Source organism: Streptomyces sp. RGM 3693 (genome assembly GCF_050471125.1).
Classification (GTDB): Bacteria; Actinomycetota; Actinomycetes; order Streptomycetales; family Streptomycetaceae; genus Streptomyces.
In genome coordinates this window covers 1,458,411-1,481,454 of sequence record NZ_JBMPPQ010000001.1, presented here as the reverse complement: position 1 = coordinate 1,481,454, position 23,044 = coordinate 1,458,411, and the positions used below count along the sequence as shown (strand labels likewise).

The 23,044-nt window shown below is 73.7% G+C and carries 22 protein-coding genes and 2 pseudogenes; 12 read left to right on the top strand and 12 right to left on the bottom strand.

What is annotated here, in order from left to right:
- Positions 1-13: 13 nt before the first annotated feature.
- Positions 14-217, bottom strand: a complete 204-nt coding sequence (locus ACO0M4_RS06230) for a hypothetical protein (protein WP_430368650.1) — start codon at positions 215-217, stop codon at positions 14-16.
- Between ACO0M4_RS06230 and ACO0M4_RS06225 the strand changes: the two genes are divergently transcribed.
- A complete protein-coding gene (locus ACO0M4_RS06225; protein WP_430368648.1) occupies positions 216-350 on the top strand; it encodes a hypothetical protein in 135 nt (44 codons plus the stop codon). The two genes, ACO0M4_RS06230 and ACO0M4_RS06225, sit on opposite strands and share 2 nt — an antisense overlap.
- Before the next feature lie 108 nt (positions 351-458).
- Here ACO0M4_RS06225 and ACO0M4_RS06220 read toward each other — a convergent pair whose 3' ends face one another.
- Positions 459-938, bottom strand: coding sequence for an indole-3-glycerol phosphate synthase (locus ACO0M4_RS06220; RefSeq protein ID WP_430371268.1), 480 nt, complete (start codon positions 936-938; stop codon positions 459-461).
- A 171-nt stretch (positions 939-1,109) separates the two neighbouring features.
- Complete coding sequence (locus ACO0M4_RS06215) at positions 1,110-1,949, bottom strand: pyrimidine reductase family protein (protein WP_430368646.1); 840 nt, start codon at positions 1,947-1,949, stop codon at positions 1,110-1,112.
- Between the two features lie 67 nt (positions 1,950-2,016).
- Between ACO0M4_RS06215 and zapE the strand changes: the two genes are divergently transcribed.
- Entirely contained in the window at positions 2,017-3,141 is a 1,125-nt protein-coding gene (gene zapE, locus ACO0M4_RS06210; protein WP_430368645.1) for a cell division protein ZapE, read from the top strand.
- 130 nt (positions 3,142-3,271) lie between these two features.
- On the opposite strand, the gene ACO0M4_RS06205 is transcribed toward zapE, so the two are convergent.
- From ACO0M4_RS06205 to ACO0M4_RS06195, 3 genes are read right to left on the bottom strand one after another with little or no spacing between them, the layout of a single operon-like run.
- Positions 3,272-3,469, bottom strand: coding sequence for a hypothetical protein (locus tag ACO0M4_RS06205; RefSeq protein WP_430368644.1), 198 nt, complete (start codon positions 3,467-3,469; stop codon positions 3,272-3,274).
- 53 nt (positions 3,470-3,522) lie between these two features.
- Entirely contained in the window at positions 3,523-4,203 is a 681-nt protein-coding gene (locus ACO0M4_RS06200) for an ABC transporter (RefSeq protein ID WP_430368642.1), read from the bottom strand.
- A complete protein-coding gene (locus ACO0M4_RS06195; protein ID WP_430371266.1) occupies positions 4,200-5,087 on the bottom strand; it encodes an ATP-binding cassette domain-containing protein in 888 nt (295 codons plus the stop codon). Before ACO0M4_RS06195 ends, ACO0M4_RS06200 begins: the two co-directional genes overlap by 4 nt.
- Positions 5,088-5,270: 183 nt before the next feature.
- Here ACO0M4_RS06195 and ACO0M4_RS06190 point away from each other — a divergent pair, with 183 nt between their 5' ends.
- Complete coding sequence (locus ACO0M4_RS06190; RefSeq protein ID WP_430368640.1) at positions 5,271-6,044, top strand: peptidyl-tRNA hydrolase; 774 nt, start codon at positions 5,271-5,273, stop codon at positions 6,042-6,044.
- 149 nt (positions 6,045-6,193) lie between these two features.
- Here ACO0M4_RS06190 and ACO0M4_RS06185 read toward each other — a convergent pair whose 3' ends face one another.
- The 4 genes and pseudogenes from ACO0M4_RS06185 to ACO0M4_RS06170 all read right to left on the bottom strand — a co-directional run.
- Positions 6,194-6,748, bottom strand: a complete 555-nt coding sequence (locus ACO0M4_RS06185) for a GNAT family N-acetyltransferase (RefSeq protein WP_430368639.1) — start codon at positions 6,746-6,748, stop codon at positions 6,194-6,196.
- 14 nt (positions 6,749-6,762) lie between these two features.
- Positions 6,763-7,368: a lasso peptide biosynthesis B2 protein gene (locus ACO0M4_RS06180; protein WP_430368638.1), complete on the bottom strand. Its 606-nt coding sequence runs from the start codon at positions 7,366-7,368 to the stop codon at positions 6,763-6,765.
- A complete protein-coding gene (locus ACO0M4_RS06175; protein WP_430368637.1) occupies positions 7,365-7,832 on the bottom strand; it encodes an asparagine synthase-related protein in 468 nt (155 codons plus the stop codon). The genes ACO0M4_RS06180 and ACO0M4_RS06175 overlap by 4 nt, the downstream gene beginning before the upstream one ends.
- 17 nt (positions 7,833-7,849) lie before the next feature.
- Positions 7,850-8,812: pseudogene (locus ACO0M4_RS06170) on the bottom strand (albusnodin/ikarugamycin family macrolactam cyclase); the annotation flags it as partial.
- A 490-nt stretch (positions 8,813-9,302) separates the two neighbouring features.
- Here ACO0M4_RS06170 and ACO0M4_RS06165 point away from each other — a divergent pair.
- From ACO0M4_RS06165 to ACO0M4_RS06140, 6 genes and pseudogenes are all read left to right on the top strand, one after another.
- Positions 9,303-9,779 (top strand): hypothetical protein, encoded by a 477-nt coding sequence (locus tag ACO0M4_RS06165; RefSeq protein ID WP_430368636.1) that lies wholly within the window; start codon positions 9,303-9,305, stop codon positions 9,777-9,779.
- Between the two features lie 518 nt (positions 9,780-10,297).
- A complete protein-coding gene (locus tag ACO0M4_RS06160) occupies positions 10,298-10,951 on the top strand; it encodes a LysE family translocator (protein WP_430368635.1) in 654 nt (217 codons plus the stop codon).
- A 197-nt stretch (positions 10,952-11,148) separates the two neighbouring features.
- A pseudogene (locus ACO0M4_RS06155) lies at positions 11,149-12,466 on the top strand (DUF692 domain-containing protein).
- A 9-nt stretch (positions 12,467-12,475) separates the two neighbouring features.
- Positions 12,476-13,483 carry a TIGR04222 domain-containing membrane protein gene (locus tag ACO0M4_RS06150; RefSeq protein ID WP_430368634.1) on the top strand — a complete coding sequence of 336 codons (1,008 nt, stop codon included), beginning with the start codon at positions 12,476-12,478 and terminating at the stop codon, positions 13,481-13,483.
- A 136-nt stretch (positions 13,484-13,619) separates the two neighbouring features.
- Positions 13,620-14,420, top strand: a complete 801-nt coding sequence (locus ACO0M4_RS06145; protein ID WP_430368633.1) for a TIGR04222 domain-containing membrane protein — start codon at positions 13,620-13,622, stop codon at positions 14,418-14,420.
- A 137-nt stretch (positions 14,421-14,557) separates the two neighbouring features.
- Positions 14,558-16,267: an alpha/beta hydrolase gene (locus tag ACO0M4_RS06140; RefSeq protein ID WP_430368631.1), complete on the top strand. Its 1,710-nt coding sequence runs from the start codon at positions 14,558-14,560 to the stop codon at positions 16,265-16,267.
- Positions 16,268-16,359: 92 nt separating this feature from the next.
- Here the strand turns inward: ACO0M4_RS06140 and hemQ are convergent, their stop codons facing one another.
- Positions 16,360-17,097: a hydrogen peroxide-dependent heme synthase gene (gene hemQ / locus ACO0M4_RS06135; protein WP_430368629.1), complete on the bottom strand. Its 738-nt coding sequence runs from the start codon at positions 17,095-17,097 to the stop codon at positions 16,360-16,362.
- Between the two features lie 2 nt (positions 17,098-17,099).
- On the bottom strand, positions 17,100-18,563 hold the full coding sequence (gene hemG, locus ACO0M4_RS06130; protein ID WP_430368628.1) for a protoporphyrinogen oxidase: 1,464 nt from the start codon (positions 18,561-18,563) through the stop codon (positions 17,100-17,102).
- A 236-nt stretch (positions 18,564-18,799) separates the two neighbouring features.
- Here hemG and ACO0M4_RS06125 point away from each other — a divergent pair, with 236 nt between their 5' ends.
- The 3 genes from ACO0M4_RS06125 (at position 18,800) to ACO0M4_RS06115 (ending at position 22,961) form a co-directional block, all read left to right on the top strand.
- Entirely contained in the window at positions 18,800-19,993 is a 1,194-nt protein-coding gene (locus ACO0M4_RS06125) for a DUF4349 domain-containing protein (RefSeq protein ID WP_430368627.1), read from the top strand.
- Between the two features lie 118 nt (positions 19,994-20,111).
- Complete coding sequence (locus ACO0M4_RS06120; protein WP_430368625.1) at positions 20,112-21,320, top strand: thiolase family protein; 1,209 nt, start codon at positions 20,112-20,114, stop codon at positions 21,318-21,320.
- 183 nt (positions 21,321-21,503) lie between these two features.
- A complete protein-coding gene (locus tag ACO0M4_RS06115) occupies positions 21,504-22,961 on the top strand; it encodes an aldehyde dehydrogenase family protein (protein WP_430368624.1) in 1,458 nt (485 codons plus the stop codon).
- Positions 22,962-23,044: the final 83 nt, after the last annotated feature.

The window sequence follows — 23,044 nt, the reverse complement described above, 5'->3', positions numbered from 1 at the left end:
GAAGCGGCCCTGGTTAGTCGTCGCGGTGCGAGAACGTGGGGAACAGGCCCGGTTTCCCGGCCTCCCGCCCCTTGGCGGGGTCGCTCGCCCCGGGCTTCGCCTCCTCGGCCTCCGGGGCGCCCCGCTTCGTCCGGTCCCCGCCGCGCTCCTGATCCCGGGCCCGGTCCTCGTCCCGGCTGCGCTCCCGTTCCGCGTCCGGTTCCCGCTGCTCCGCCATGACGTCCCCTTTCCCCGAGTACGTCGACGACCTCGGCGTCCGCGACGGCGGCGCCGACGGCGACGTACTCGTTCTCCTCGATACGCCGGTCCTCGGCTGTCCTGGATGCGGCCCGCTGCGGGCCGCTTTCTGACCAGGAACGCATCGATTCGGGATCGTGGTGCGCTACAGATACCCCGTTCGAGTGAAGAGGTGGCGCGAGATTGATGGACGGGCCGGGGTGGGCCGTGCCGGTCCCGGCTCAGGCGTCGCCGGGCTCCTGGGGCAGATCGTCGGCGGCGTGCGAGAACAGTTTGAGGACCGGGACGCCGACCTTGTGGCGGGCCCGGGAGGCCCAGTCGCGGTGGAAGAACTCCTCGACGAAGTGCGGGGCGGTCAGCACGATCACCTCGTCCGCACCGGTCTCGTCGACGACCGACTTCAGCAGGTCCAGCGGATGGTCCTCGACCACCTGCCCGACCGCCTCGGAACCGGCGGCACGCAGTGCCTCCAGGGTGTGTGCCAGTCCCTGCCCGGCGGGGACCACGGCGTTCACCCCACCGGGCTCCTCGCCTTCCCGTACGGCGTCCTCGAACTCCCCGAGCGCGACGTCATCGATGGCCCGCAGCAGGACGTCCTGTTTGCCGCGCGGCTGCATGAGGACCACGAACGAGACCGGATCGTCACCGTGCAGGGTGGTGACGAACTCCACGTCGGCGGGCGTCAGAGGCTTCTCGATCATCAGTACGCTCGTGAACACGACGGACGCCCTTCTTCTCTTCCGCACCGTCTGCCACGGTGCCCACAGAAACCATCCTGCCCCGTCGCCACACGGGACCTGTCGGCTTTTAGTGTGCCCACCGGAAGCTAAGCGGAACAGATAATTCCGCTCTTTTGCGGACCAGCGGAAGTGTCAGAACCGGCGGTAACGGGTGAACAGGAACCCGGAATCCTCCAGTACGGACACCAGCGCGAACCGCTCGGGAACCGCCACGGCGGGCCCGTCCATGATCCGCTGCGCGGCGCCCACCGCCACCACCGGGGCCAGCGAGAGGCACATCTCGTCCAGCGCCCCGGCCGCCGCGAACTGCCCCAGCAGACGCGGCCCGCCCTCGGTGAGCAGCCGGGTGTGTCCCCGTTCGGCCAGCGCCGCCGCCACCCGCGCCGGGTCGACGCCCCGCCCCTCGCCCGCGAAGACCACCTCGACTCCGGCCGCGCGGGCCGCCCGCACCCGGTCCTCGGGGGCGTCGGCCCCGGTCAGCACCAGGGTGGGCACCAGCGGCTCGGTGAACAGCGGCAGGGAGAAGTCCAGGTCCAGGCCCGCGGTCACCACCGCGATGGCGGGGGCCGGGCCCTGGCCGGCGGCGGCCCGCCGGTCGGCGAACCCGGCGCGGGCCCGGGCCGGCCGGTAGCCCTCCCTCCGGACCGTTTCCGCGCCCACCACGACCGCGTCCGAGAGCGCCCGCAGCACCCCGAAGATCCGCATGTCGGCGTCCCCGGAGAGCGGCTGCGACCGGCCCTCGTGATGCGCCGCGCCGTCCAGGGAGGACACCATGTTGGCGCGCAGCCACCCGGAGCAACCGGACCGCACCGGGTCGTCCGCCGCCGGATACGCATAGGCCGCGGCCAGCTCGTCCAGGGTCCACTCGCGGTCGGTGATCCAGTCGGGACCGGCGGTCCGGTCGGCCCCCGCCGTGGCGTCCACGGTGACGTCCGGGGCGGGCGGGGCAGGGTGGGGGAACAGGCGTCGCATGGGCGCAGTGTGACATGCCTCGCTCACCGGGCCTGGTGGTACCGCGCAGCGACTAGGCTGGAGAGCTGTGTCACCTTCCCAGCCCTCCCCCGCACCCGCCCCGATAGCCACGCCCCCGGCCGACGGGGACGGCGCCGCGCTTCCCACCGCGCTCACCGCCCGCGCACCGCACGTCCCGGCCGAGCGCCTGGTCGCCGAGATGGTGCCGCCGCCGCGCTTCCAGGGCGCCCGCTTCGACACCTACCTCCCGGACCCGGGACAGCCCAGCCAGGCCGAGGCGGTGCAGGTCCTGCGGACCTTCGCCGCGGGCATCGGCGGCGGGGCGGACGCGGACGCCGGCGGGAAGCGACGCTGGTTCTCCCGGGGACCGAAGAAGCCCGCCGCCCCCAAGGGGCCGCGCGGGGTCTATCTGGACGGCGGCTACGGCGTCGGCAAGACCCACCTGCTCGCCTCCCTGTGGCACGCGACCCCCGGGGAGCCCGAACTCAAGGCGTTCGGCACCTTCGTCGAGTTGACCAACCTGGTCGGCGCGCTCGGCTTCCAGCAGACCATACGGACCCTCGGCGGCCACCGACTGCTGTGCATCGACGAGTTCGAGCTGGACGACCCCGGCGACACGGTGCTGGTCTCCACCCTGCTGGGCAAGTTGGTGGAGGCGGGCGTCGCGCTGGCCGCCACCTCCAACACGCTGCCCGGCAAGCTCGGCGAGGGCCGGTTCGCGGCCGCCGACTTCCTGCGGGAGATCCAGGGCCTGAGCGCCCACTTCCGCGCGCTGCGCATCGACGGCGAGGACTACCGCCACCGCGGCCTGCCGGAGGCGCCCGCCCCGTACGACGGCGAGACGGTGACCCGCGCGGCGCACCGCACCCCCGGTGCCTCGCTCGATGACTTCCTGTCCCTGCTGGACCACCTGTCGACGGTGCACCCCAGCCGGTACGGCGCGATGTGCGACGGCATCTCGGCGGTCTGTCTCACCGACGTCCAGGCGGTGCCGGACCAGTCCACCGCGCTGCGCCTGGTGGTGCTCGCGGACCGGCTCTACGACCGCGAGGTGCCGGTGTTGGCCTCCGGCAAGCCCTTCGACGAGCTGTTCAGCGACGAGATGCTGCGGGGCGGCTACCGGAAGAAGTACTTCCGCGCCATCTCCCGCCTGACCGCGCTGGCCCGGGACGCCAAGACGCTGGTCCCGTAGGCGGCGTGCAGGACGCTGGTCCCGTAGGCGGCGCCAAAATCGTTGGTTCTGAAGGCGGCGCGCAAAACGCTGGTCCCGTGGGCGGCGCCGTCGGATCGCCGTGTGCGGCCGCCGGCGGGTGCCCGACGGATCAGCCTGAGCAGGCCGAGCGCTGGGCCTCCTGCCACTCGCAGACCGGGCAGCGGACGATGCCGGGCCGCGAAGCCGGGTACTCGGTCGGACGGCCGCACTCGACGCAGTCGGCGTACGGCGGACCCGCGGCGGGGCCGGTGGCCTCCGAGCTCCGGTCGGGCTGATCGGGTGCGGGATGCGGATCGGTGCGCGGCATGGGGCGAGCCTACGTCGCGCGGCCGGACGCGCCCCCGGCCGGACCAGGGGCGGTCAGCCGCGGCGTCCGGTGAGGGCGCAGGCCAGGGCCGCGGCGGCGGACGCGAGCAGCAGCGCGGCGGCGAGCGGCAGCCAGGGCGCGGTGACGGTGCCGTGCTCGGAACCGGTGATCATGCCGGTCAGGGCGGCATTGGCGGGCGACGCGCCCAGGACGAGGACCAGCAGTGCGGCGATCAGTCCGGTCGGGACGCCCCAGCCGGGGCGGCGCAGTACCGGCCAGGAACACAGCGCGCCGATCGCGGTGCCCAGCAGCAGGCAGACCAGTGCGGTGAGCAGCCCGGCAGCGGTCGCGGGCAGCACCGGGACGGCGACCCGGTGGCCGGTGGAGTGCGGGTCCGAGAGCAGCGCGACGAAGGCGGTGCCGGCGAGCGCGAGGAGCAGTGCGGCGCCGGCCGCGGTCAGGAGGGCGGCCAGATGCGCCCGGCCGGGTCCGACGGCGGCCGCGGCGCAATTGCGGGCGGCGGGCGGCTCGTTGGTGACGCAGATCCGGGTCAGCCAGACGGTGACCGGCAGCAACCCGCCGGCGGCGTAGCCGAACGCGTCCAGGATCGGGCCGCCGGTCTGGACGCCGATGGCGAGGAACGCCGCGTGGACGAGGAGCGGTGGCAGCCAGCGGTACGAACCGGTGAGCAGCGCCGCCTGATAGCGGACCAGGGCGGTCAGGGAGGCGGTCATGGGCGGGGGTTCTCTCCGGGGGCGGGGGTGCCGGGGCCGGGCACCCGGGCGGTGGTGACCGCGCGGATGTGCCAGGGCGGGCGCGCGGTGAGCAGGGCGCGGAGCAGGGCATCGGAGTGGGCGGCCGGGACGGTCAGCCGGAGGGTGCCGACGGGTCCGGGGACGAGGTCCGGGGCGCCGGGGAGGTCGGTCGGCGGCCGGGTGTCCGGCGGGCCCTGCGCCTCGATGACGGTTCGCGGGCCCGCGTCGTCCACCACCGCGGCGACCGCCCCGGGTTCCCGGGGCCGCAGTCGCCCGTCCGCGACCCGGTAGTGGGCGTCCGCGGCGCCGGCCAGCCGGCGCGGGTCGTGGTCGACGAAGACCACGGTGCCGCCGGCGGCGACCCGTTCGGCGACCGCCCGGTCCAGGACGTCCCGGGCGGCCGGGTCCAGGCCGGTCCACGCCTCGTCCAGGACGAGGAGTTCGGGCTCGGCGAGCAGCGCCTGGGCGACCGCGACCTTCTGGCTCGTCCCCTTGGAGAGTTCGGCCAGCGGGGTCCGGGCGTGCCCGGTGGCGCCGAAGCGGGCCAGCCACTCGGCGGCGCGACGGCCGGCGTCCGGCGTCCGCAGGCCGTGGACGCGGCCGAGATGGGTGAGGTAGCCGGCGGCGGTGAACGGTAGGGCGGCCGGGAACCGCTCGGGCACGTAGGCGGTGCGCGGACGCCCGGTGATCCGACCGACGGTGGGCCGGTCGATGCCGGCGAGCAGCCGCAGCAGGGTGGACTTCCCGCTGCCGTTGGTGCCTTCGACGCGCAGCAGCGCGCCCTCCGGCACGTCGAGTCGCACCTCGCGCAGCACCCAGGGTCCGCGCAGGCCGTAGCGCCGTCCGACCCCGTCCAGCCGCATCCGCTGCGCCGTCTGCCGCGGCATCGGCCGCACCTCCCCCGTTCCCCTGGTTCCCCGCTCCCCCGGGTCCCCCGTTGCCGCCGACGGTAGCCGGTCGGGGGGTGCGGCAGGGGCCCGGGGACGGGTTCCGCGACCGTGGGCGGTCGTGGGGGACTGTCAGTGGCGGCTGGCAGACTGCATCACGTGACCAGGACCGAGACCGCCGGCCAGTCCGGCGAGCAGAGCCAGCCCGACCAGACCGGCCAGACCGACGCCCAGCAGCCGAGCGCCGGCGCGGAGCCGCCGCCGGAGTACGTGCTGCCGCTCGTGGTGCGCATGGAGCGGACCGCGCCGCCCGGGCGTACGGACGCACTGGAGACCGCGGCGCGGGCGGTGCTGGTGCTGCTCTCCGACGAGCGGGCCAGCGGCGCGGGCGAGTGGGCCCGGGCGGTGCACGACTGGCAGGACTCCCGCATACGCAAGGTGGTGCGGCGGGCGCGCGGCGCGGAGTGGCGGCGGGCCGCGGCACTGCCCGGCATCACGGTCACCGGCCGGGAGGCGGAGGTGCGGGTCTTCCCGCCGGTCCCGCTGGACGGCTGGCCGAAGGACCTGGCGCGACTCCAGGTCTCCGGGACCGAGCTGGACGATCCGCAGGCACCCGGGGAGCCGGCGGCCGGCGCACCGGTGCTGTGGCTCAATCCGGAGCTGGAGATGTCGGCGGGCAAGGCGATGGCGCAGGCCGGGCACGGGGCGCAGTTGGCGTGGTGGGCGTTGTCCGCGGCGGACCGGGACGCCTGGCGCGCGGCGGGGTTCCCGCTGGCCGTGCGGACCGCGGAGCCTTCGGCGTGGGCGGCGTTGACCGGCAGCGGGCTGCCGGTGGTGCGGGACGCCGGGTTCACCGAGATCGCGCCCGGGAAAACTGTTGTAGTCGAAGGGGGCAGCCGCTTCTGCCCACTCCCCCACGAACGTCGGCCGTAGCAGGGCTACTTCTGCCGCTCGGCGCGGGAATCGAGCGCGTCGGTGCCCTGCCGCATCGGCCGGAGTGCCCGCTGCCCGCTGCCCGCTGCCCGCTGCCCGCTGCCCGCTGAGCGTTGCGAAGCTTGGCGGGCAGGGAGTTGAGATTCGCACTATTCAGCGATCATGGATGGCCCGGGGAAGTCCTCGGGCAGGGCATCCATCATCACCTCATCCGCAGGCTTCCCAAGCCAGTACCCGGATTGGCGTAGGCGGCCGGCGTGCTGGAACCCGGCTTTCTCGTAGGCGGTGATTCCGGCGTGGTTGGGTTCGAGGACCTTGAGCCAGACCGTGCGTAGGGCGCCGATGTGGAAGGCCCAGTCAAGGGTGAGACGGGCGGCTTCGGCTGCGTGACGCTTGCCGCGTTCGTGCGGGGCCAGCATCATCACGAACTCCGCCGTTCGGGTGACCTGGTTGATGTGGAGAGTGGTGAGTCCGATGGCCGCCTGGTCCTCGATGCGGACGACTTCGAACTGCGGTGAGCTGGAGCTCTTGCGGAGGCGTTCCCAGCCGGCGGCGCGAGATTCCCAGGACTGGGGGAATTGGGCGCCGTAGCCGAGGAGGGTGCGGTAGTCGGTCTCCCACCGGTGGTATTCCGGCAGCATGTCTTCGCGCGGCATCCCCAGGGCGAGGCGCTCGCCGGTCAGCAGGATGTGCGGGTCGCTCACGTTGCGTTCTCCCTTCAGGCCCGGCGGGCGGGGCCGGGCCCGTCTGGCGTGTAGGTCGGGGTGTAGAGCAGGGTCTCTTTGGGTTCTTCGACGGGCTTCCCTTGGGCGTCAACGAGCCAGGCGTGTAACCGTACGGGGTCGGTGGCCAGGCCGTGGCGCCATTCGGCGCGGCGGCCGGCGAGGGCCAGCAGCACGGCGGCCGCGGTGGACTCCTCCAAACAGGCCCAGCCGGTGGGCATGGCGTAGGAGGCCCACCGAACTGCGCGGATGGCGTATTCGGCCTGGGTGGAAGTTGCAGGGGTGAGGAGCCTTCCGGAGCAGGCGAGTTGCACGAGGCGGTGGAAGCGCCGGCGGCGTGGTCCACAGGTCCGTATCGCGGCCGTCAGGAGTACGGCCGGAATGGCGGCCAGGCGCCAGCGCTGGGGCGCGTAGCCCGTGGGGGCGAGGATGGCGCGTACTTCGGTCGTGCCCCAGGTGGGAACGGTGGGAGGAATGCGGACGACGGTGCCGGCGACGGGCCGGCCGTCCAGGCGCCGCAATTCGGTTTCGCCGGTGTCGTAGTTGATGATCACGCGGGCGCTGGGGGTGATGGCGACCACGGTGTGTGCGGCGGCCTTCATCGTCCTCCTACCGGGGCGGGGGTGGTGGTGTGCCATCGGACGGCCGGAGTGTGGTCGATGGCGGCAAGCCACTGCTCGGCGGCCAATGTGGGCAGGAGCATGGCCCAGTTGGTCTCCGCGCCCATCGCCGCGGCGTGGAGGGTGGTGCGGAGGGGGGCGGGGTCGATGAGGCCGCGGGCGGCGAGCTGACCGTCGCTGAGGCCGAGGGCACGGTCGAGGTGGGCCCGCAGGCCGTGGTGGAACGAGGCGGTGAAGGTGCCTTTGGTCGCGCGGTCGCGGTGGAGTGCGGGGAGGAGGTCGCCCACGGCGTCCACGAGGAGGGGCTTGTACCGGTGTGCGGAGAACCGGGCCTCGGCAGGGGCAGAGGCGACGGCGTTCAAGACGGCGCCGTCCAGGTAGGGGTTGTGCAGTTCCACGCCGACCGCATCGCAGAGCTGGCTGTTAGCGTGGGCGGTCCGTGCCACGGTGCGGATTGAGGCGATCAGGGCCTGGGTGGAGGTGGCCGGTCGCCAGTGTGGTTCGGAAATGTTGGCGGTGAGCCAGGGCGGGCGTGCCAGCCAGGGGCGCCCGATGCCTTCGGTGTCGCGCCGAAGTGCGGCGGTGATGAGGGGGCCGGGGGGGGCTGCCGTCGAAGGCGTGCCCAGGCCAGGGCGTCGCGGACGAGGGGGAGCCAGCGCCGGTTGTGGGCGTAGTCCACAAGGTGTCGCGGTGAGGCGAGGAAGAGGTGGTCACCGCCGTCGCCCGTGAGGTGTCGGAGGGATCCGTGGGCTCTTGCGAGGCGGAGTTGGGCGGAGAGCATGGCCCACACGGCGGTGGAGGGCGGTGGTTCGTCGGTCGCCGGGATGGGTGTGGTGCCGGCCGAGAACGGCAAGTGTCCTGCTTCGACGGGGAATTCGATCTTGGTCAGGCCCGGGACGTGGAGGGCTCGGGCGTAGTCGAGGTCTCCGCCCTCGGTGTGGCCGAGGGGGTAGGCCGTGATGGCGGTAAGTGGGCGGTGGCGGGCGGCGATGACGGCGAGGGTGGTGGAATCCGTACCGCCGAGGTCGGTGGCGGAGGGTGTGTTTTCGACACGAGCTCGAATGCCCTCGGTCAGTGCGTGGCGAAGGCTACGGAGGGCCTCGGAGCGTGGGCGCGGCGTGGGCGCTGACCACCAGGGGGTCATGAAGCGGGCGCCGCTTGCGGCGAGCGTGAGGACGTGTCCGGGCGGTACGGGGCGGACGCCCTTCCAGGGGCTGCGATCGTCGGCAGGTGCCGCGGTATCCCAGAGGTAGCTGGCGAGCCAACCGGTGTCGATCTGGCCTCCGGTGAGGGAGGCGAGGGCGCGGGCGCTGGAGGCCCACACGATGCCGTTGGGGGTGTGGGCGGTGTAGAGGGGGCAGGCGCCAGAGGGGTCCGTGATGATCTCCACGACCGCCCGGGCGGTGAAGCGTACGGCGATGTAGGAACCGGGCCAGTGCCCGTTCTCCGTCGAGGCTCTTGCTCATGCGTCAGCCGGCGAACGCCAGGCCGCCGACATGGCGCTGGTTTCCTCCAGAGCGGTAGCTGAAGCACTTCCTGAAGAGCCACCACCATGGCCCTGGGTCTTCACCTTCAGCCCGATGAAGGTAGCCGCTTGCCGGGTCACATGTGGAGCCAGGCTCGGTCTGCCTGAATGGGTGCTCGGAGAGGATGTAGAAGCACTCGCCACAGGACACGCCAAGCAACGAGCGCTTCTGACTCTCGACATTGCTGCGGGCCATCTCGCCAACGGCAGGATCGAGGCTGCTTTCAGCCTGGCCGGAAGAGCACTCGATACGGGTCTCCAGTACCGTTCCGGCCGGATCGTGGAACGCACCCGTGCCGTGCGCCGATCACTCACCAGCGCCACTCCGCCCAAGGCAGTACGTGACTTCGACGAGCGACTCCACGGCGTCTACCTCTAAGGAGAACATCCCATGCGTGTTGGAATCACTGGTCATCGAGGACTTAACAGACACGTAGAACAGCGCGTACGAGCACTTCTGGATGAGACTCTCCAGAGCTATACCGCTGACGAACTCGTCATGGTGTCGTGCATTGCCGATGGCCCTGACGCCTGGGCGGCCGAGTCCGCACTCAGGTGCAGTGCTCGCCTGGAGGTGGTCATCCCAGCCGATAAGTACCGCGATGGCCTTCCGGATTGGCACCACGAGGTCTACGACGAGCTGTTGCGGCGAGCCTCGGACATCCACCGCACTGGCATGACCGAATCGGACGAGGCAGCACACATGGCGGGCAGCGTAGTCCTCGTGGGCCTCGTCGATGAGTTGATCGCGGTCTGGGACGGCAAACCCGCTCGCGGCCATGGAGGCACCGCCGACGTCGTGGCATACGCCCGCCGAACGGGTACACCCGTACGGATTCTGTGGCCGGCTGGTGCGAGTCGCGATTAGGCGCTCTGCGCTTCTCTGCCCCGACCCGAACGCAAAAAGACGCCCCCCGCGCGGCCCCGCAGGGCTGCACAGGGGGCTTGATCATTAGGTGGTGACGGCGCCGGGGAAGTCGAGCACCGTTTCCGCCGGGCCTCGGGCGGCAGTGATGCGGGGGTGTCCGAGCTGAAGTCCTTGACCCGTCCGCCGGCATCGCCGCGGTAGCAGCGGATGCGCCACTCGAAGCCGTCTTGTACGGCGGCGAGTTGGTCGAGGAGGTCCCGGATCTTGGGCAGGTCGAAGTGGCTGTACTTGCGCGTCCGCTTCACTCCGGAGGTGCCCTGACCAAGATATGAGTTTTATTGGGAGTTTAGGGAGATCGCGCCAGGTTCGAGCACGGTGGTCGCCGACCATCCGGCGTTGCGCGGCGCGGCGCTGCCGTCGGCCCGTTGAGCGCCGCCACCGCCGGCGGTGGCTCGTGCGGGCCGGGGCTCCCGTACCCGCCGAGGGGCCGGTCCGGGGCGGGACGTACGGTGTGCCCCATGCTGACCTCGCTCATCGGCTTCACCGTGGTGGCCGCGCTGCTGACCGTCTCCCCCGGCCCGGACTTCGCGGTGGTCCTGCGGACCGCGCTCGGTTCGGGGCGGCGCGCCGCGCTGTGCACGGCGCTGGGGATAGCCGGCGGGTGCTTCGTGTGGGGGCTGGCCGGGGCGGTCGGGCTGACCGCGATGCTGGCCGCCTCCCAGACGGCGTACGACGCGCTGCGGGTGGCCGGTGCGCTGTATCTGGTGTGGCTCGGGGTGCAGGCGTTGCGCAGTGCCCGGCGCCGGCGCGGCGCGGACGCGGCAGCGGCGGACGGGCCGGCGGACGGCGGTGTGCCCGCGGTCCCGGGCAGCCCGTGGCGGGCGTTCCGCAGCGGGCTGCTGACGAACGTCCTCAACCCCAAGGTGGGCGTGGTCTACCTCTCCCTGCTGCCGCAGTTCATCCCGCACGGCGCGCCGGTGGTCGCCACGACGATGCTGCTGGTGACCGTGCACGCGGTGCTGGGCGTGCTGTGGCTGGGCGGGGTCACCCTGGCGGTGCACCGGGCACGGGCGGTGCTCCAGCGTCCGCGGGTGCGGCGGCGGCTGGACCAGGCGACCGGCGGGGTGCTGGTGGCGCTGGGCACGGCGGTCGGCTTCGAGGTCGCCCGCTGAACGGACGCCCGCGGGCCGCGGCCGGGCGGACCGGCCGATGTACGGGCCGGTGTACGGGCCGGTGTACGAGCCTCTGTACGGGCCGTTCCGCCCCTCGGTGATCAAAGCTCAAATCAACCTCTGAACAGCGCAGCTGCGCGATTAGCCCGCCCGTGCGAGGTGATGAGTACCCCGACCAGGGGAGCGAAGGGGGAGCCGTGCGGCGTTTGGGGACGGGAATCGGCTGGCGGCCGGAGATCGCCACGGAGATCGCCGCGCTACCCGGCGTGGACTGGGTGGAGGTGGTCGCCGAGAACGTCTGCCCCGGCCATCTCCCGGACGCCCTGCGGGAGTTGCAGGAGCGCGGCACGACGGTGGTCCCGCACGGGGTCTCGCTGGGGCTGGGAGGCGCGGACCGGCCGGACGCCGGGCGGCTGGCGGCCCTCGCCGAGCGGGCCACCGCGCTGGACGCCCCGTTGGTCACCGAGCACATCGCGTTCGTCCGGGCCGGCGGCCCGTTGACCGCGTCGCCGGTGCTGGAGGCCGGGCACCTGCTGCCCGTGCCGCGCACGCGGGACGCGCTCGACGTGCTGTGCGAGAACGTCCGGATCGCCCAGGAGGCGCTCCCGGTGCCGCTGGCCCTGGAGAACATCGCCGCGCTGTTCGCCTGGCCCGGCGAGGAGATGACGGAGGGGCAGTTCCTGTCCGAGCTGGTCGCGCGCACCGGGGTGCGGCTGCTCATCGACGTCGCCAACCTCCACACCAACCACGTCAACCGCGGCGAGGACCCGGCCGCGGCGCTCGACGAACTGCCGGTCGAGGCGATCGCCTACGTCCACGTCGCGGGCGGCGTCGAGCGGGACGGGGTGTGGCACGACAGCCACGCCCACCCGGTGACCCAGCCAGTCCTGGACGTCCTCGCGGAGCTGTGCGCGCGGACCGATCCGCCCGGTGTGCTGCTGGAGCGGGACGACGACTTCCCCGAGGGCGGTGCGCTGGCCGGTGAACTCGATGCGATCCGCGCCGTGGTGAAGGGGGCGCGCCATGTCCCGGCGGCTTGAGGCGGTGCCGGAGGCCGACCGCCCGGCGGCGGACACCGGCCCGGCGCGCGAGCGGCTGGCGGTTGCACAGGCCGCGCTGCTGTCGGCGCTGGTGGCCGGGACGCCCGCACCGGAGGGGTTCGACCGGGCCCGGCTGCGGGTGCAGAGCCGGGCGCTGGCCGCCAAGCGGGCCTCGGTGGTCGCCAAGGTCGCGCCCGAGCTGCCGGAGATCCTCGGCGACGCCTACCGGCCGGCCTTCCTGGGCTACGCCCACCACCGCCCCATGGCCGGCGGCTACCGCCAGGACGCCCTGGACTTCGCGGCGTTCCTGCTCGCCCAGGACCGCCCAGCGGACCAGGCGGCGCGGCAGCGGCTGACCCGCTGGTGGCGCGACCGGGCCGGGCCGCGGCCGCCGTCCTGGCACCCCGCGACGCGGCTCGCCCGGGCCGCCGGACGGCGGGCGCACACCCTGCGGCGCGCGCTGCGACGCAAGTGAGGTGGTGTCATGTTCTTCACCCAGTGGGTGTATCTGGGGCTCGGTCTGTCGTCGCTGACGCTGATCGTCGGCGCGCTGGTGGTGCGGCTGCGGACGCCGAAGGTCCAACGGGTGGACGCGCCGACCCATGACCTCCGGGAGCTCGCGTTCCTGGCCGGCGGGCCGGGGCGGGTGGCGGACACCGCGCTCTCGGTGATGCATGAGGACGGGCGGCTGGCGGTCGGCGGTCCGGGCGTGGTGACGGTGCGGCAGCCCGTCGCGCACGATCCGGTCGAGGCGGCCGTGCTGGACGCGGTCGCCGCCACGCCGGGCGGGGCGCTGGCATCCGTTCACGGGCGGGTGATGCGCAGCCCGGCGGTGCAGGAGGTCGGTGACCGGCTGGCGGCCCGGGGGCTGTTGCGGGCCCCGCGCACCACCCGGGGCTGGCGGCTGCTGGCCGGCCTTCAGGTGAAGGCGAGCGGCACGCTGTTCTTCGTGGCGGTGCTGCTGTCCTTCCTCGGCGTCCGGGACGGCGCCGGTCCGTGGGCGCCGCCGGTGGTGTTCCGGGTCTTCCCGGCGGTGGTCGTCGGGTTGTTGGTCGGCGTGCCGTGCCGGCGGTCGTTCGGCCGTCGGATCACCCGGGCTGGCAAGTTCGCGCTGGCCGCGGCCCGGCCCCGGGCCGGCCGGCTCGCCGATCTCCGGGACGTCGAGGCGGCCTGGCAGGTGGCCGGGCTGGCGGTGGCGTTGGGCGGTACCGCGATGCTCACCGACGAGCTGTTGCGGGACCACTTCGTGCAGGCGAGGGGGGCGGTGGCGGCCTCGTCGTCGTCCGGTGGTTCGTCGTCCGGCTTCACCGACTCCGGCGGCCTTGGCGGGGACTCGGCGTGGTGCGGTGCGTCCTCGGACGGCGGTGGGGGCTCCGGGTGCGGCGCGTCCTCGTGCAGCAGCGGGTCGTCGTGCGGCGGGAGTTCGGGCTGCGGGGGCGGTTCCGGATGTGGTGGTGGGGGGTGTGGTGGCGGCGGCTGCGGCAGCAGCTGACGGGGCATCAAGGTGGCTGGATGGCCGAAAGGGCAGGTCAGCGCCGGCAGTTCGACGACCCACCGCCCCGCCCGGAGCGTCCACATGCTGAGATATTTCCTGGCACTGACGGCCTTCGTCCCGTAAAAACTCCGCCATGTGGCTCCTCTTCCTCCTGCTCGCCTGGGCCGCGGCGGTCGTCTCCTGCGTCCGGGTCTGTCGCACCGCCTTCGCCGCCGGCCAGGCCCTGCATCGCGCGGCGTGCGCACCGCCGGACGCCGTACCAGCCGCCGACGACACCGGTGGCGACCTGACCCTGTACGAGACGGCCTACCTCTCCGGCGGCCCGCACCGACTCGCCGATGTGGTGCTCGTCCTGATGGCCCAGCAGCAGCGGCTGCACCTAGCCCACACCGGCTGGGCCACGGTCGTCGACCCGGTCGGCCAGGACCCCGTCGAGCGCGCCGCGCTCACCGCCATAGGCCCCGACGGACAGCGCCGCATAGCGTCCATACGGCGCGCCCTGTCGAGCGCCGATGCGGTCCGCGGGCTGGCCGACCGGCTGGTCCGCACCGGTCTCGCGGCACCCGCCGCGGTCCGTACGGGCATCGGCTCCGCGGTCCGCCAAGTGCAGGGCGCCGCCCTCGTGGTGCTGCTGGCCGCCGGCGCGACCTACTGGATGGCGCCGTCCGGCGAGGAGGACCGGCTGGTGCTGGCGTGGTTCGCCCTCCCGCTGATCCTGACGCTGGGCACCTGGGCCGTCGCCCGCGCCGAGGCCCACCCGTACACCGACTGGGCCACCGAGGCCGGCGCGGCGCGACTGCGGCACGAGCACCACGGCGGGCGGGCCAGACGGCCGGGGCCGGCCCCGGCCGGCCTGACGGGGCTGGCCCTGCACGGGCCCGCCGTGCTCGCCGATCCCGGTTTGCGCGCGGCACTGCACTCTTCCGGGGCATAGCGTCCGACACCGTTGTACGGTGCTTTACTTCGCCACCAATTGGCCCAACTATCCCTTTTGTATGCCCACCGTGCGGCCCCGTGCGGGCGAGCCCCACCCCGGAGCCGCGCACCGCGCACCATACGAAGGGACGGCTCGTGAGAGCACTTGCGTTGTACGGCGCCCTCGGGTCGCTGGTCCTGACCGGCCTCGCCTCCCCACCGGCCGGCGGCGCCGCCCGGGACCCGGCCGCGCCGCCCGCCCCCGTTCACCCCCTCACCTTCGGCCGGTGCGCGGCGGTGGAGCACCTCCCGCCCGCCGTCGAATGCGGCACCCTCACCGTCCCGCTCGACTACGCGCGCCCCAACGGCAAGAAGATCAAGCTGACGGTCAGCCGGGCCCGGGCCACCGCGCCCGGCGCGCGGCAGGGCGCCCTGGTCTTCAACCCCGGCGGCCCCGGCGCGTCCAGCATGCAGTTCCCGCTCTACGGGGCGCTGCCGACCTGGCAGCGGACCGCCCGCGCCTACGACTTCGTCGGCTACGCGCCGCGCGGGGTGGGGCGCAGCGCCCCGCTGTCCTGCCAGGACCCCAAGGAATTCGCCAAGGTACCCACGGACAGCCCGCGGTACCCCAGCGAGTCCTTCAAACGGCAGAAGGTGGCGGAGGCCAAGGCGTACGCCCGCGGCTGTGCCCAACGGGCCGGCTCCGACCTGCCGTTCTACACCTCGGTCAACAACGCCCGGGACCTGGACATGCTGCGGGCGGCGCTCGGCGAGCAGAAGCTGACGTTCATGGGCGCGTCCTACGGGACGTATTTCGGGGCGGTCTACGCGACGCTGTTCCCCGGCCACGTCCGCCGGATGATCTTCGACAGCGTGGTCAACCCGGAGCCCCGACAGATCTGGTACCGCAACAACCTCGACCAGAGCATCGCCTTCGAGCACCGTTGGAGCGACTGGCTGCGCTGGGTCGCCAAGCACGACGACGCCTACCACCTGGGGACCGACAAGGAGGCCGTCCAGCACGCCTACGACACCGCCCGCCAACGGCTGCGGCGCTCGCCGATCGACGGGAAGATCGGGCCCGGACAGCTCCAGGCGGCGTTCCTCAAGACCGGCTACAACGACGCGTACTGGCCGATGCGGGCGGAGGCGCTGTCGAAGTTCATGCACGGCGACGCCAAGCAGTTGACCGCCCAGGCGCTGCCTTCCGGGGACGGCAAGGCCGAGGAGAACGCCAACGCCGTCTACACCGCCGTCGAGTGCAACGACTCGGCCTGGCCGCGCGACTGGCGCACCTGGGACCGGGACAACACCTCCCTCGCCCGCACCGCGCCGTTCGAGACCTGGGACAACGTCTGGATGAACCTGCCGTGCGCCTTCTGGCCGGACCGCCGGGAGTCGGCGGCGGCCGGCGTCGAGGAGGCGCTCCGCACCGCCACGAACCGCGCCACCAAGGGCTCCCCGGACGGCGGCGGCCTGGTCGACGCCTACCAACAAGCGGCCACCACCGACCTGGACGACGCACTGCGCGGCCAGCGCGGGCCGCTCAACATCCGCACCGAGCCCGGCGCACTGCCGCCGGTGCTGCTGCTGGCCGCCGAGCGGGACGCCGCCACGCCGTACCCGGGCGCGCTGGAACTCCAGCGGCGGCTGGCCGGCTCGTCCCTGGTCACCGAGCGGGGCGCGGGCACCCACGGCATCGCGCTCGGCGACAACGCCTGTGTGAACTCCTACGTCGAGACGTACCTGCTGCGCGGAAAGGTCCCCGGGCACCGGGTGTACTGCGGCCCGCGGGCCGAGCCGGTACCGGGGCAGCCGCTCCGGCGGGCCCGGCAGGCGCTGATCACGCCGGTGAAGGGGAAGTAGCCGCCCCGGTACCCGGACCCCGGTACGCAGACGTACGGGCCGCCCCCGAGCAGGGGCGGCCCGTACGTCTGCGTACCGGGGTGTCCGGCCGGTCAGGCCAGGCCGGCGACCAGCTCGGCGACCGGCTTGCGGCGACCGGTGTAGAAGGGGATCTCCTCACGGACGTGCCGCCGTGCCTCGGAGCCGCGCAGGTGCCGCATCAGGTCGACGATGCGGTACAGGTCGTCGGCCTCGAAGGCGAGGATCCACTCGTAGTCGCCGAGCGAGAACGAGGGGACGGTGTTGGCGCGGACGTCGGGGAAGCCACGGGCCATCTTGCCGTGGTCGGCGAGCATCCGGCGGCGGTCCTCGTCGGGGAGGAGGTACCACTCGTAGGAGCGCACGAAGGGGTAGACGCTCACATAGTCGCGGGGGTGCTCGTCGGCCAGGAAGGCCGGGATGTGCGACTTGTTGAACTCGGCGGGGCGGTGCAGCGCCATGTTCGACCAGACCGGCTCCAGCGCGCGGCCCAGACGGGTGCGGCGGAAGCGGTTGTACGCCTCCTGGAGGTCGTCGGAGTTCTCCGAGTGCCACCAGATCATCACGTCGGCGTCGGCGCGCAGGCCGGAGACGTCGTAGGTGCCGCGGACCACCACGTCCTTGGCGGCGAGCTGGGCGAACAGCTCCTCGACCTCGTCGGCGTAGCCGGCCCGGTCCTCGGGGAGGACGTCGCGCAGCTTAAAGACCGACCAGAGGGTGTAGCGGATGACCTCGTTGAGGTCCTTGGCCTTCTTCCCGGCGTTGGGGATCTTGTCGGAGGCGGGGGTGGAAGCGTCTGTCATGTCGTCCATTCTCACTCGCCGCCGGCGGCACCCGCCGCCAGGGTCCGAAGGACCTCGTCGGCGGCCCGGCGCGCGGAGCCGATGCACGCCGGGATGCCGACGCCGTCGTAGAGCGCACCGCAGACCCGCAGCGGGCCCGGCAGGTCCGCGACCGCGGCCCGGACCCGTGCCATCCGGTCCACGTGGCCGACGGCGTACTGCGGCAGCCCGCCGTCCCAGCGGGTGACCGTGGAGGCCACCGGCCGGGCGGTCAGACCGACCGCCTCGCCGAGGTCGGCGAGGGAGAGCCCGACCAGTTCGTCGTCGTCGCGCTTGAGGTCGGCTTCGTCGCCGTAGCGGCCGAGGGAGGTGCGCAGTACGAAGAGGTCCGGGTCGGCCTCGGCGATCCAGTTCCACTTGTGGCTGGCGAAGGTCGACGCCTTGATCCGGTGGCCGTCGACCGGCGGGACGAGGAAGCCGCTGCCGCTGGGGACGGTGGTCAAGTCCGCACGCCGGAAGGCCATGGTGACCAGCGCCATCGAGGCGTACTCGACGGTGGCCAGCTCGTCGGCGGCGACCGGGCAGCCGGCGCGCAGCAGCCGTTCCGCGGCCGCCGCGGGCGCGGCCATGACCACCGCGTCGGCGGTGAGCGTGCGGTCGCCGGCCAGGACCCGCCAGCCGTCCGCGGCGCTCCAGCGCAGTTCGCGCACCGGCGTCCGCAGCAGGATCTCGCCGCCGGAGCGGCGGACCGCGCTCGCGACCGCGTCGGGCAGGGTGCCGATGCCGCCGGCGATGCCCATGAAGACCGAGGTGGGGCCGGTCGCGGCCGGCCCCTCGGGCACGGTGGCCGCGGCCCGCTCCTGAAGGGCCCGGACACCCTCGATCAGCGAACCGCCGCGCTGCGCCGCCTCGAACAGCTGCGGAACCGCGGCACGCATCGAGATGCGGTACGCGTCTCCCGCGTAGACCCCGCCGAGCAGTGGCTCGACGAGCCGGTCGACGACCTCCCGGCCGAGCCGGGCCGCGACGTACGCGCCAACCCCGATGTCGGTGCCGGCCTCGGTCGTCGGCAGCGTCCGGTCCGCCTCGATCCGCGCCAGGCCCTCCGGGGAGAGCACACCGGAGGCGGCCAGCGGCCCCAGGTCGCCGGGGACACCCATCACATGCCCCTTGGGCATCGGGCGCAGCGCACCGCGGGTCCACAGCGAGGCGGTGGCGGTGCCGGGGGGCTGGAGGCGGTCGCCCAGGCCCACGGCCCGCGCCAGCTCCACCGCCTCCGGCCGCTTGGCCAGCATCGATTCGGCGCCGAAATCGACCGGTACGCCAGCGATCTCGCCGGCCAGCAGCTTGCCGCCCAGCCGCGCCGACGCCTCCAGCAGGGTCACCCGGGCCCCGCCCGCCAGCAGTTGGTGCGCGGCGGTCAGCCCCGCGATACCGCCACCGATGACCACGACATGACCGGGCGCCCGGCCCGTACCGCTGTGCGCTGTGCTCATGTCCTCCACTCTCTCAGAGCCGGTCCGGCGCCCTCCGGGCCGGCCCGCGTCCGGGCCGTGACCTCTTCGAGACCCCGGAACGGCAACCGCCACCCGGGCCGCCCCGTCGAACCGGCGTCACGATCCGGCCACTTGGCCGGGCCGCCCGGATACCGCGCGGCCCGGCGGCCGACGGCGCGGAAGGGGAACGGTCTGTGATGTGGGGATCACGGGGGCGGCGGGGGGCCGGAGCGGCGGTGCTGCTGACGGTGTCGCTGACGGTCGCCGGGTGCGGTGCGGCGGGCGGCAGGCCCAGTGCCGCGGTGGACGCGGCAGGACCCGGGACGGGGGCGGTGGCGCCCCGACAGCGGGCCGACGGCCAGGAGGGTTCGACGGCGCGGGGCCCGGACGGCGGCGCCCGGACCGGCACAGCGCTCAAGGCGACGCAGTCGCAGATCATGCAGTCGCAGATCATCCGGACCGCGACGCTGACCGTGCAGACCGCGGACGTGGCCGGGGCGCTCACCAGGGCGCGGGGTGCCGTCGAGGAGGCGGGCGGCTATCCGGCCGACGAGACCACCGACCGGGACCCCGACGGCCGGGACCGCTCGAAGCTCGTGCTGCGGGTGCCGCCGGGCCACTACGACGCGCTGCTGACGCGGCTGTCCGGGCTGGGCAAGGTCCTCTCCCGCAACGTCTCCGCCAAGGACGTCACCGACCAGGTGGTGGACGTCGACAGCCGGGTGAAGTCCCAGCGGGCGAGCGTCGAGCGGATCCGGGCGCTGATGGACCGGGCGTCCTCGATCAGCGACATCACCGCCCTGGAGTCCGAACTGAGCACCCGGGAGGCGAACCTGGAGTCCCTGGAGTCCCAGCTCACGTCCCTCAAGGGCCGCACCGGGACGGCCACCGTGACCCTGCTGCTGCGGCAGCCCGGCGCCTCCCAGGACGCGAAGCCGGACGACGGCACCTCCTTCGGGGACGCCCTGTCCGACGTCTGGCACGCCTTCACGGCGGCGGTGCACTGGGTGTTGGTGGCGCTCGCCGCCGCACTGCCGTTCGCGGCCGCCGCGGCGGCCCTGTACGCGGTGGGGCGGGCGATCCGCGGCCGGCTGGCGGGCCGCCCTTCAGGCCGACGACGGCTCACGGGGAAGGACGGGGGCACGGACACCGGCCCCACGGATCCGCCCCGGGCGGAAGCGGCCGACGCGGAACCGGCCGATGCGGAACCGACCGACGCGGAACCGACCGAAGCGGGCCGGGGCACCGCGGACGACCGCGGCACCGCGGACCAGACAGCCACGGACCAAACGGCCACGGACCAGACGGCCACCGACTCCACCGTGACGGAACCGAGCGCGACGGAACCCGGCCGCACGGAACCGCCCGCCGCGGCCGACGCGCCCAAGGCGCCCGGCGTGTCCGGTGAAGGTGGCCGGCCGCCCCGTTGACACCGGGCGGTACCGGGCAAAGACTCGGGTCGGCGGGTGGCGATCTTCGTACCGCCCGGCCGCCGAGCCGGTGTCGCGAGGACGGCGCAGACAGCGAAGACAGCGAGGACACAGCCTGATGACCGAGCCACACGTACGGGACGCCGTGCGGGACGTCTACATCGTCGACGCGGTACGGACACCGGTCGGCAAGTACGGCGGCGCACTGGCCGCGGTGCGCCCCGACGACCTCGCCGCCCATGTGCTGCGCGCCCTGGTGGACCGCACCCCGGAGCTCGATCCGGCGCGGATCGACGACGTCTACTTCGGCGACGCCAACGGCGCGGGCGAGGACAACCGCAACGTGGCGCGGATGGCGGTGCTGTTGGCGGGGCTGCCGGTCAGTGTCCCCGGGGTGACCGTCAACCGGCTGTGCGGGTCCGGCCTGGAGGCGGTCATCCAGGCGGCCCGCGCCGTCGCGCACGGCGATGCGGAGATCGCGGTGGCCGGCGGCGTGGAATCGATGAGCCGGGCGCCGTACGTGCTGCGCAAGCCGGACCGGGCCTTCCCCGCGGGGCATCAGGAGATGTTCTCCTCGACGCTGGGCTGGCGGATGGTCAATCCGCGGATGGCGCCGCAGTGGACGGTGTCGCTGGGCGAGGGCGCCGAGCTGATCGCCGACAAGCACGGCATCACCCGGGAACAGCAGGACGTGTTCGCACTGGCCAGCCACCAGAAGGCGGTCCGGGCCTGGGCGGCCGGTGCCTACGACGCGGAGGTCGTGCCGCTACCGGGCGTGGACCTCACCCGTGACGAGACGATCCGGGAGAACTCCTCGCTGGAGTCGCTCTCCAAGCTGAAGCCGGTCTTCCGCACCGAGGCAGGCACCGTCACCGCCGGGAACTCCTCACCGCTGAACGACGGCGCCGCCGCGCTGCTGCTGGTCAGCGAGGAGGGACTGCGGGCCACCGGACGGGAACCACTGGCCCGCATCCGGGCGAGCGCGGTGACCGGCATCGAGCCGCAGTTGTTCGGGCTCGGTCCGGTCGAGGCGGTCCAGCGGGCGCTGGCGCGGGCCGGGCGGAGCTTCGGCGACCTGGCGGTCTGCGAGCTGAACGAGGCGTTCGCGGCCCAGGCGCTGGGCTGCATCGCCCAGTGGCCGGAACTCGACCCCACCGCGGTCAATCCGCGCGGCGGCGCCCTCTCCATCGGACACCCGCTGGGCGCCTCCGGGGCCCGGCTCGCCGGCGCGGTGGCCCACCAGCTCGCCGCGCAGGGCTCGGGCACCGGGCTGGCGACGCTGTGCATCGGCGTGGGACAGGGGCTGGCGATGGTGCTGGAGCGCTAGGCCCTGTCCGACGCTGACCCACCGGACCGGCCCCAGGGCCGGTCGTCCGCCCAACAGGCGCGCGTCCGACGGGTCGACGGCCGTCCGGTACCGGCCGGATCGCCGTCCGGCGGGCGCGCGCCGCCTCCATGGGGCACACTCGTTCACCAATCAACTGTCCCCGTTCTCCCGGAGGTTGGCGCGATGGCCCTGCTCGATCCCAAGGACTGGCTCTCGCTGCACGGCGGCCCGGCCGAGGCGGTGGAGCCCGCGACCGGCGAGGGGCTGGCGTCGCTGACGCTCGCCGCGCCGGCCGACGTCGCGGACGCCGCGGCCGGGGCCGCCGCGGCGCAGCGGGACTGGGCGCGCAGGCCGTACGCCGAGCGGGCCGCGGTGCTGCGCCGGGCCGGCGACCTCATCCACCGGCACGCCGCGGAGATCGGCGAGTGGATCGTGCGGGAGGCCGGCAGCATCCGGGGCAAGGCCGAGTTCGAGATCCGGACGGCGGCCGAGGAGTGCTACGAGGCCGCCGCGCTCGCCCACCGCCCGCTCGGCCAGGTGCTGCCCTCGGGTGCGCCGCGCCTGTCGTACACCACCCGGGTGCCGGCCGGTGTGGTCGGCGTGATCGCACCGTTCAACGTTCCGCTGGTGCTCGCGATCCGGTCCGTCGCACCGGCCCTGGCGCTGGGCAACGCCGTGCTGCTCAAGCCGGACCCGCGGACCGCGGTGTGCGGCGGGCACGTCCTGGCCGCGGTCTTCGCCGAGGCGGGGCTGCCGGCGGGGCTGCTGCACGTCCTGCCCGGTGGTGCGGACACCGGACGGGCACTGGTCGAGGACCCGCGGGTGCGGGTGATCTCCTTCACCGGCTCGACCGCGGCCGGTCGCAGCGTCGGTGCGCTGGCCGCGCAGCACCTCAAGCGGGCCCACCTGGAACTGGGCGGCAACAGCGCGTTCCTGGTGCTGCCGGACGCCGATCTGGACGCCGCGATGTCCACCGCCGCGTGGGCGTCGTTCTTCCACCAGGGCCAGGTGTGCATGACGGCGGGCCGGCACCTCGTCCACGCCTCGCTCTACGACGAGTACGTGGCGCGGCTGGCGGCGAAGGCGGACGCGCTGACCGTCGGGGACCCGTTCCGCGAGCAGGTCCACCTCGGTCCGGTCATCGACCGCGGGCAGCTCGGCAAGATCGACGCGCTGGTCCGGGAGAGCGCCACGGCGGGCGTCCGGATCGCCGCCGGCGGCACCCACCGGGAGCTGTTCTACCGGCCGACGGTCCTCGCCGACGCGGGCCCGGACGCCACCGGGCCGGGCTCAGTGGGCGCCTCCCCCGCGTACGGCCAGGAGGTCTTCGGCCCGGTGGCCCCGGTCCGCGCCTTCGCGACCCTGGACGAGGCGGTGGCGCTGGCCAACGAGTCCTCCTACGGGCTGGCGCTGGGCATCGTCACCCGCGACGCGGCCCGCGCGCTGGACCTGGCCGACCGGATCCCCACCGGTCTGCTGCACATCAACGACCAGACCGTCAACGACGAGCCGGTGGCGGCGTTCGGCGGACTGGCCGACTCCGGGACCGGCTCCCGCTTCGGCGGCGAGGCCAACCTCGACGCGTTCACCGAGACCCGCTGGACGACCGTGCGCGCCACACCGGCCGCCTACCCGTTCTGATCGCCACCCGGCACGACGTCCGTAGCGCATCGAAACGGTCGTAACCGGGCAGACCTGAGCGGCAACCGTGGGCCCCGCGAATC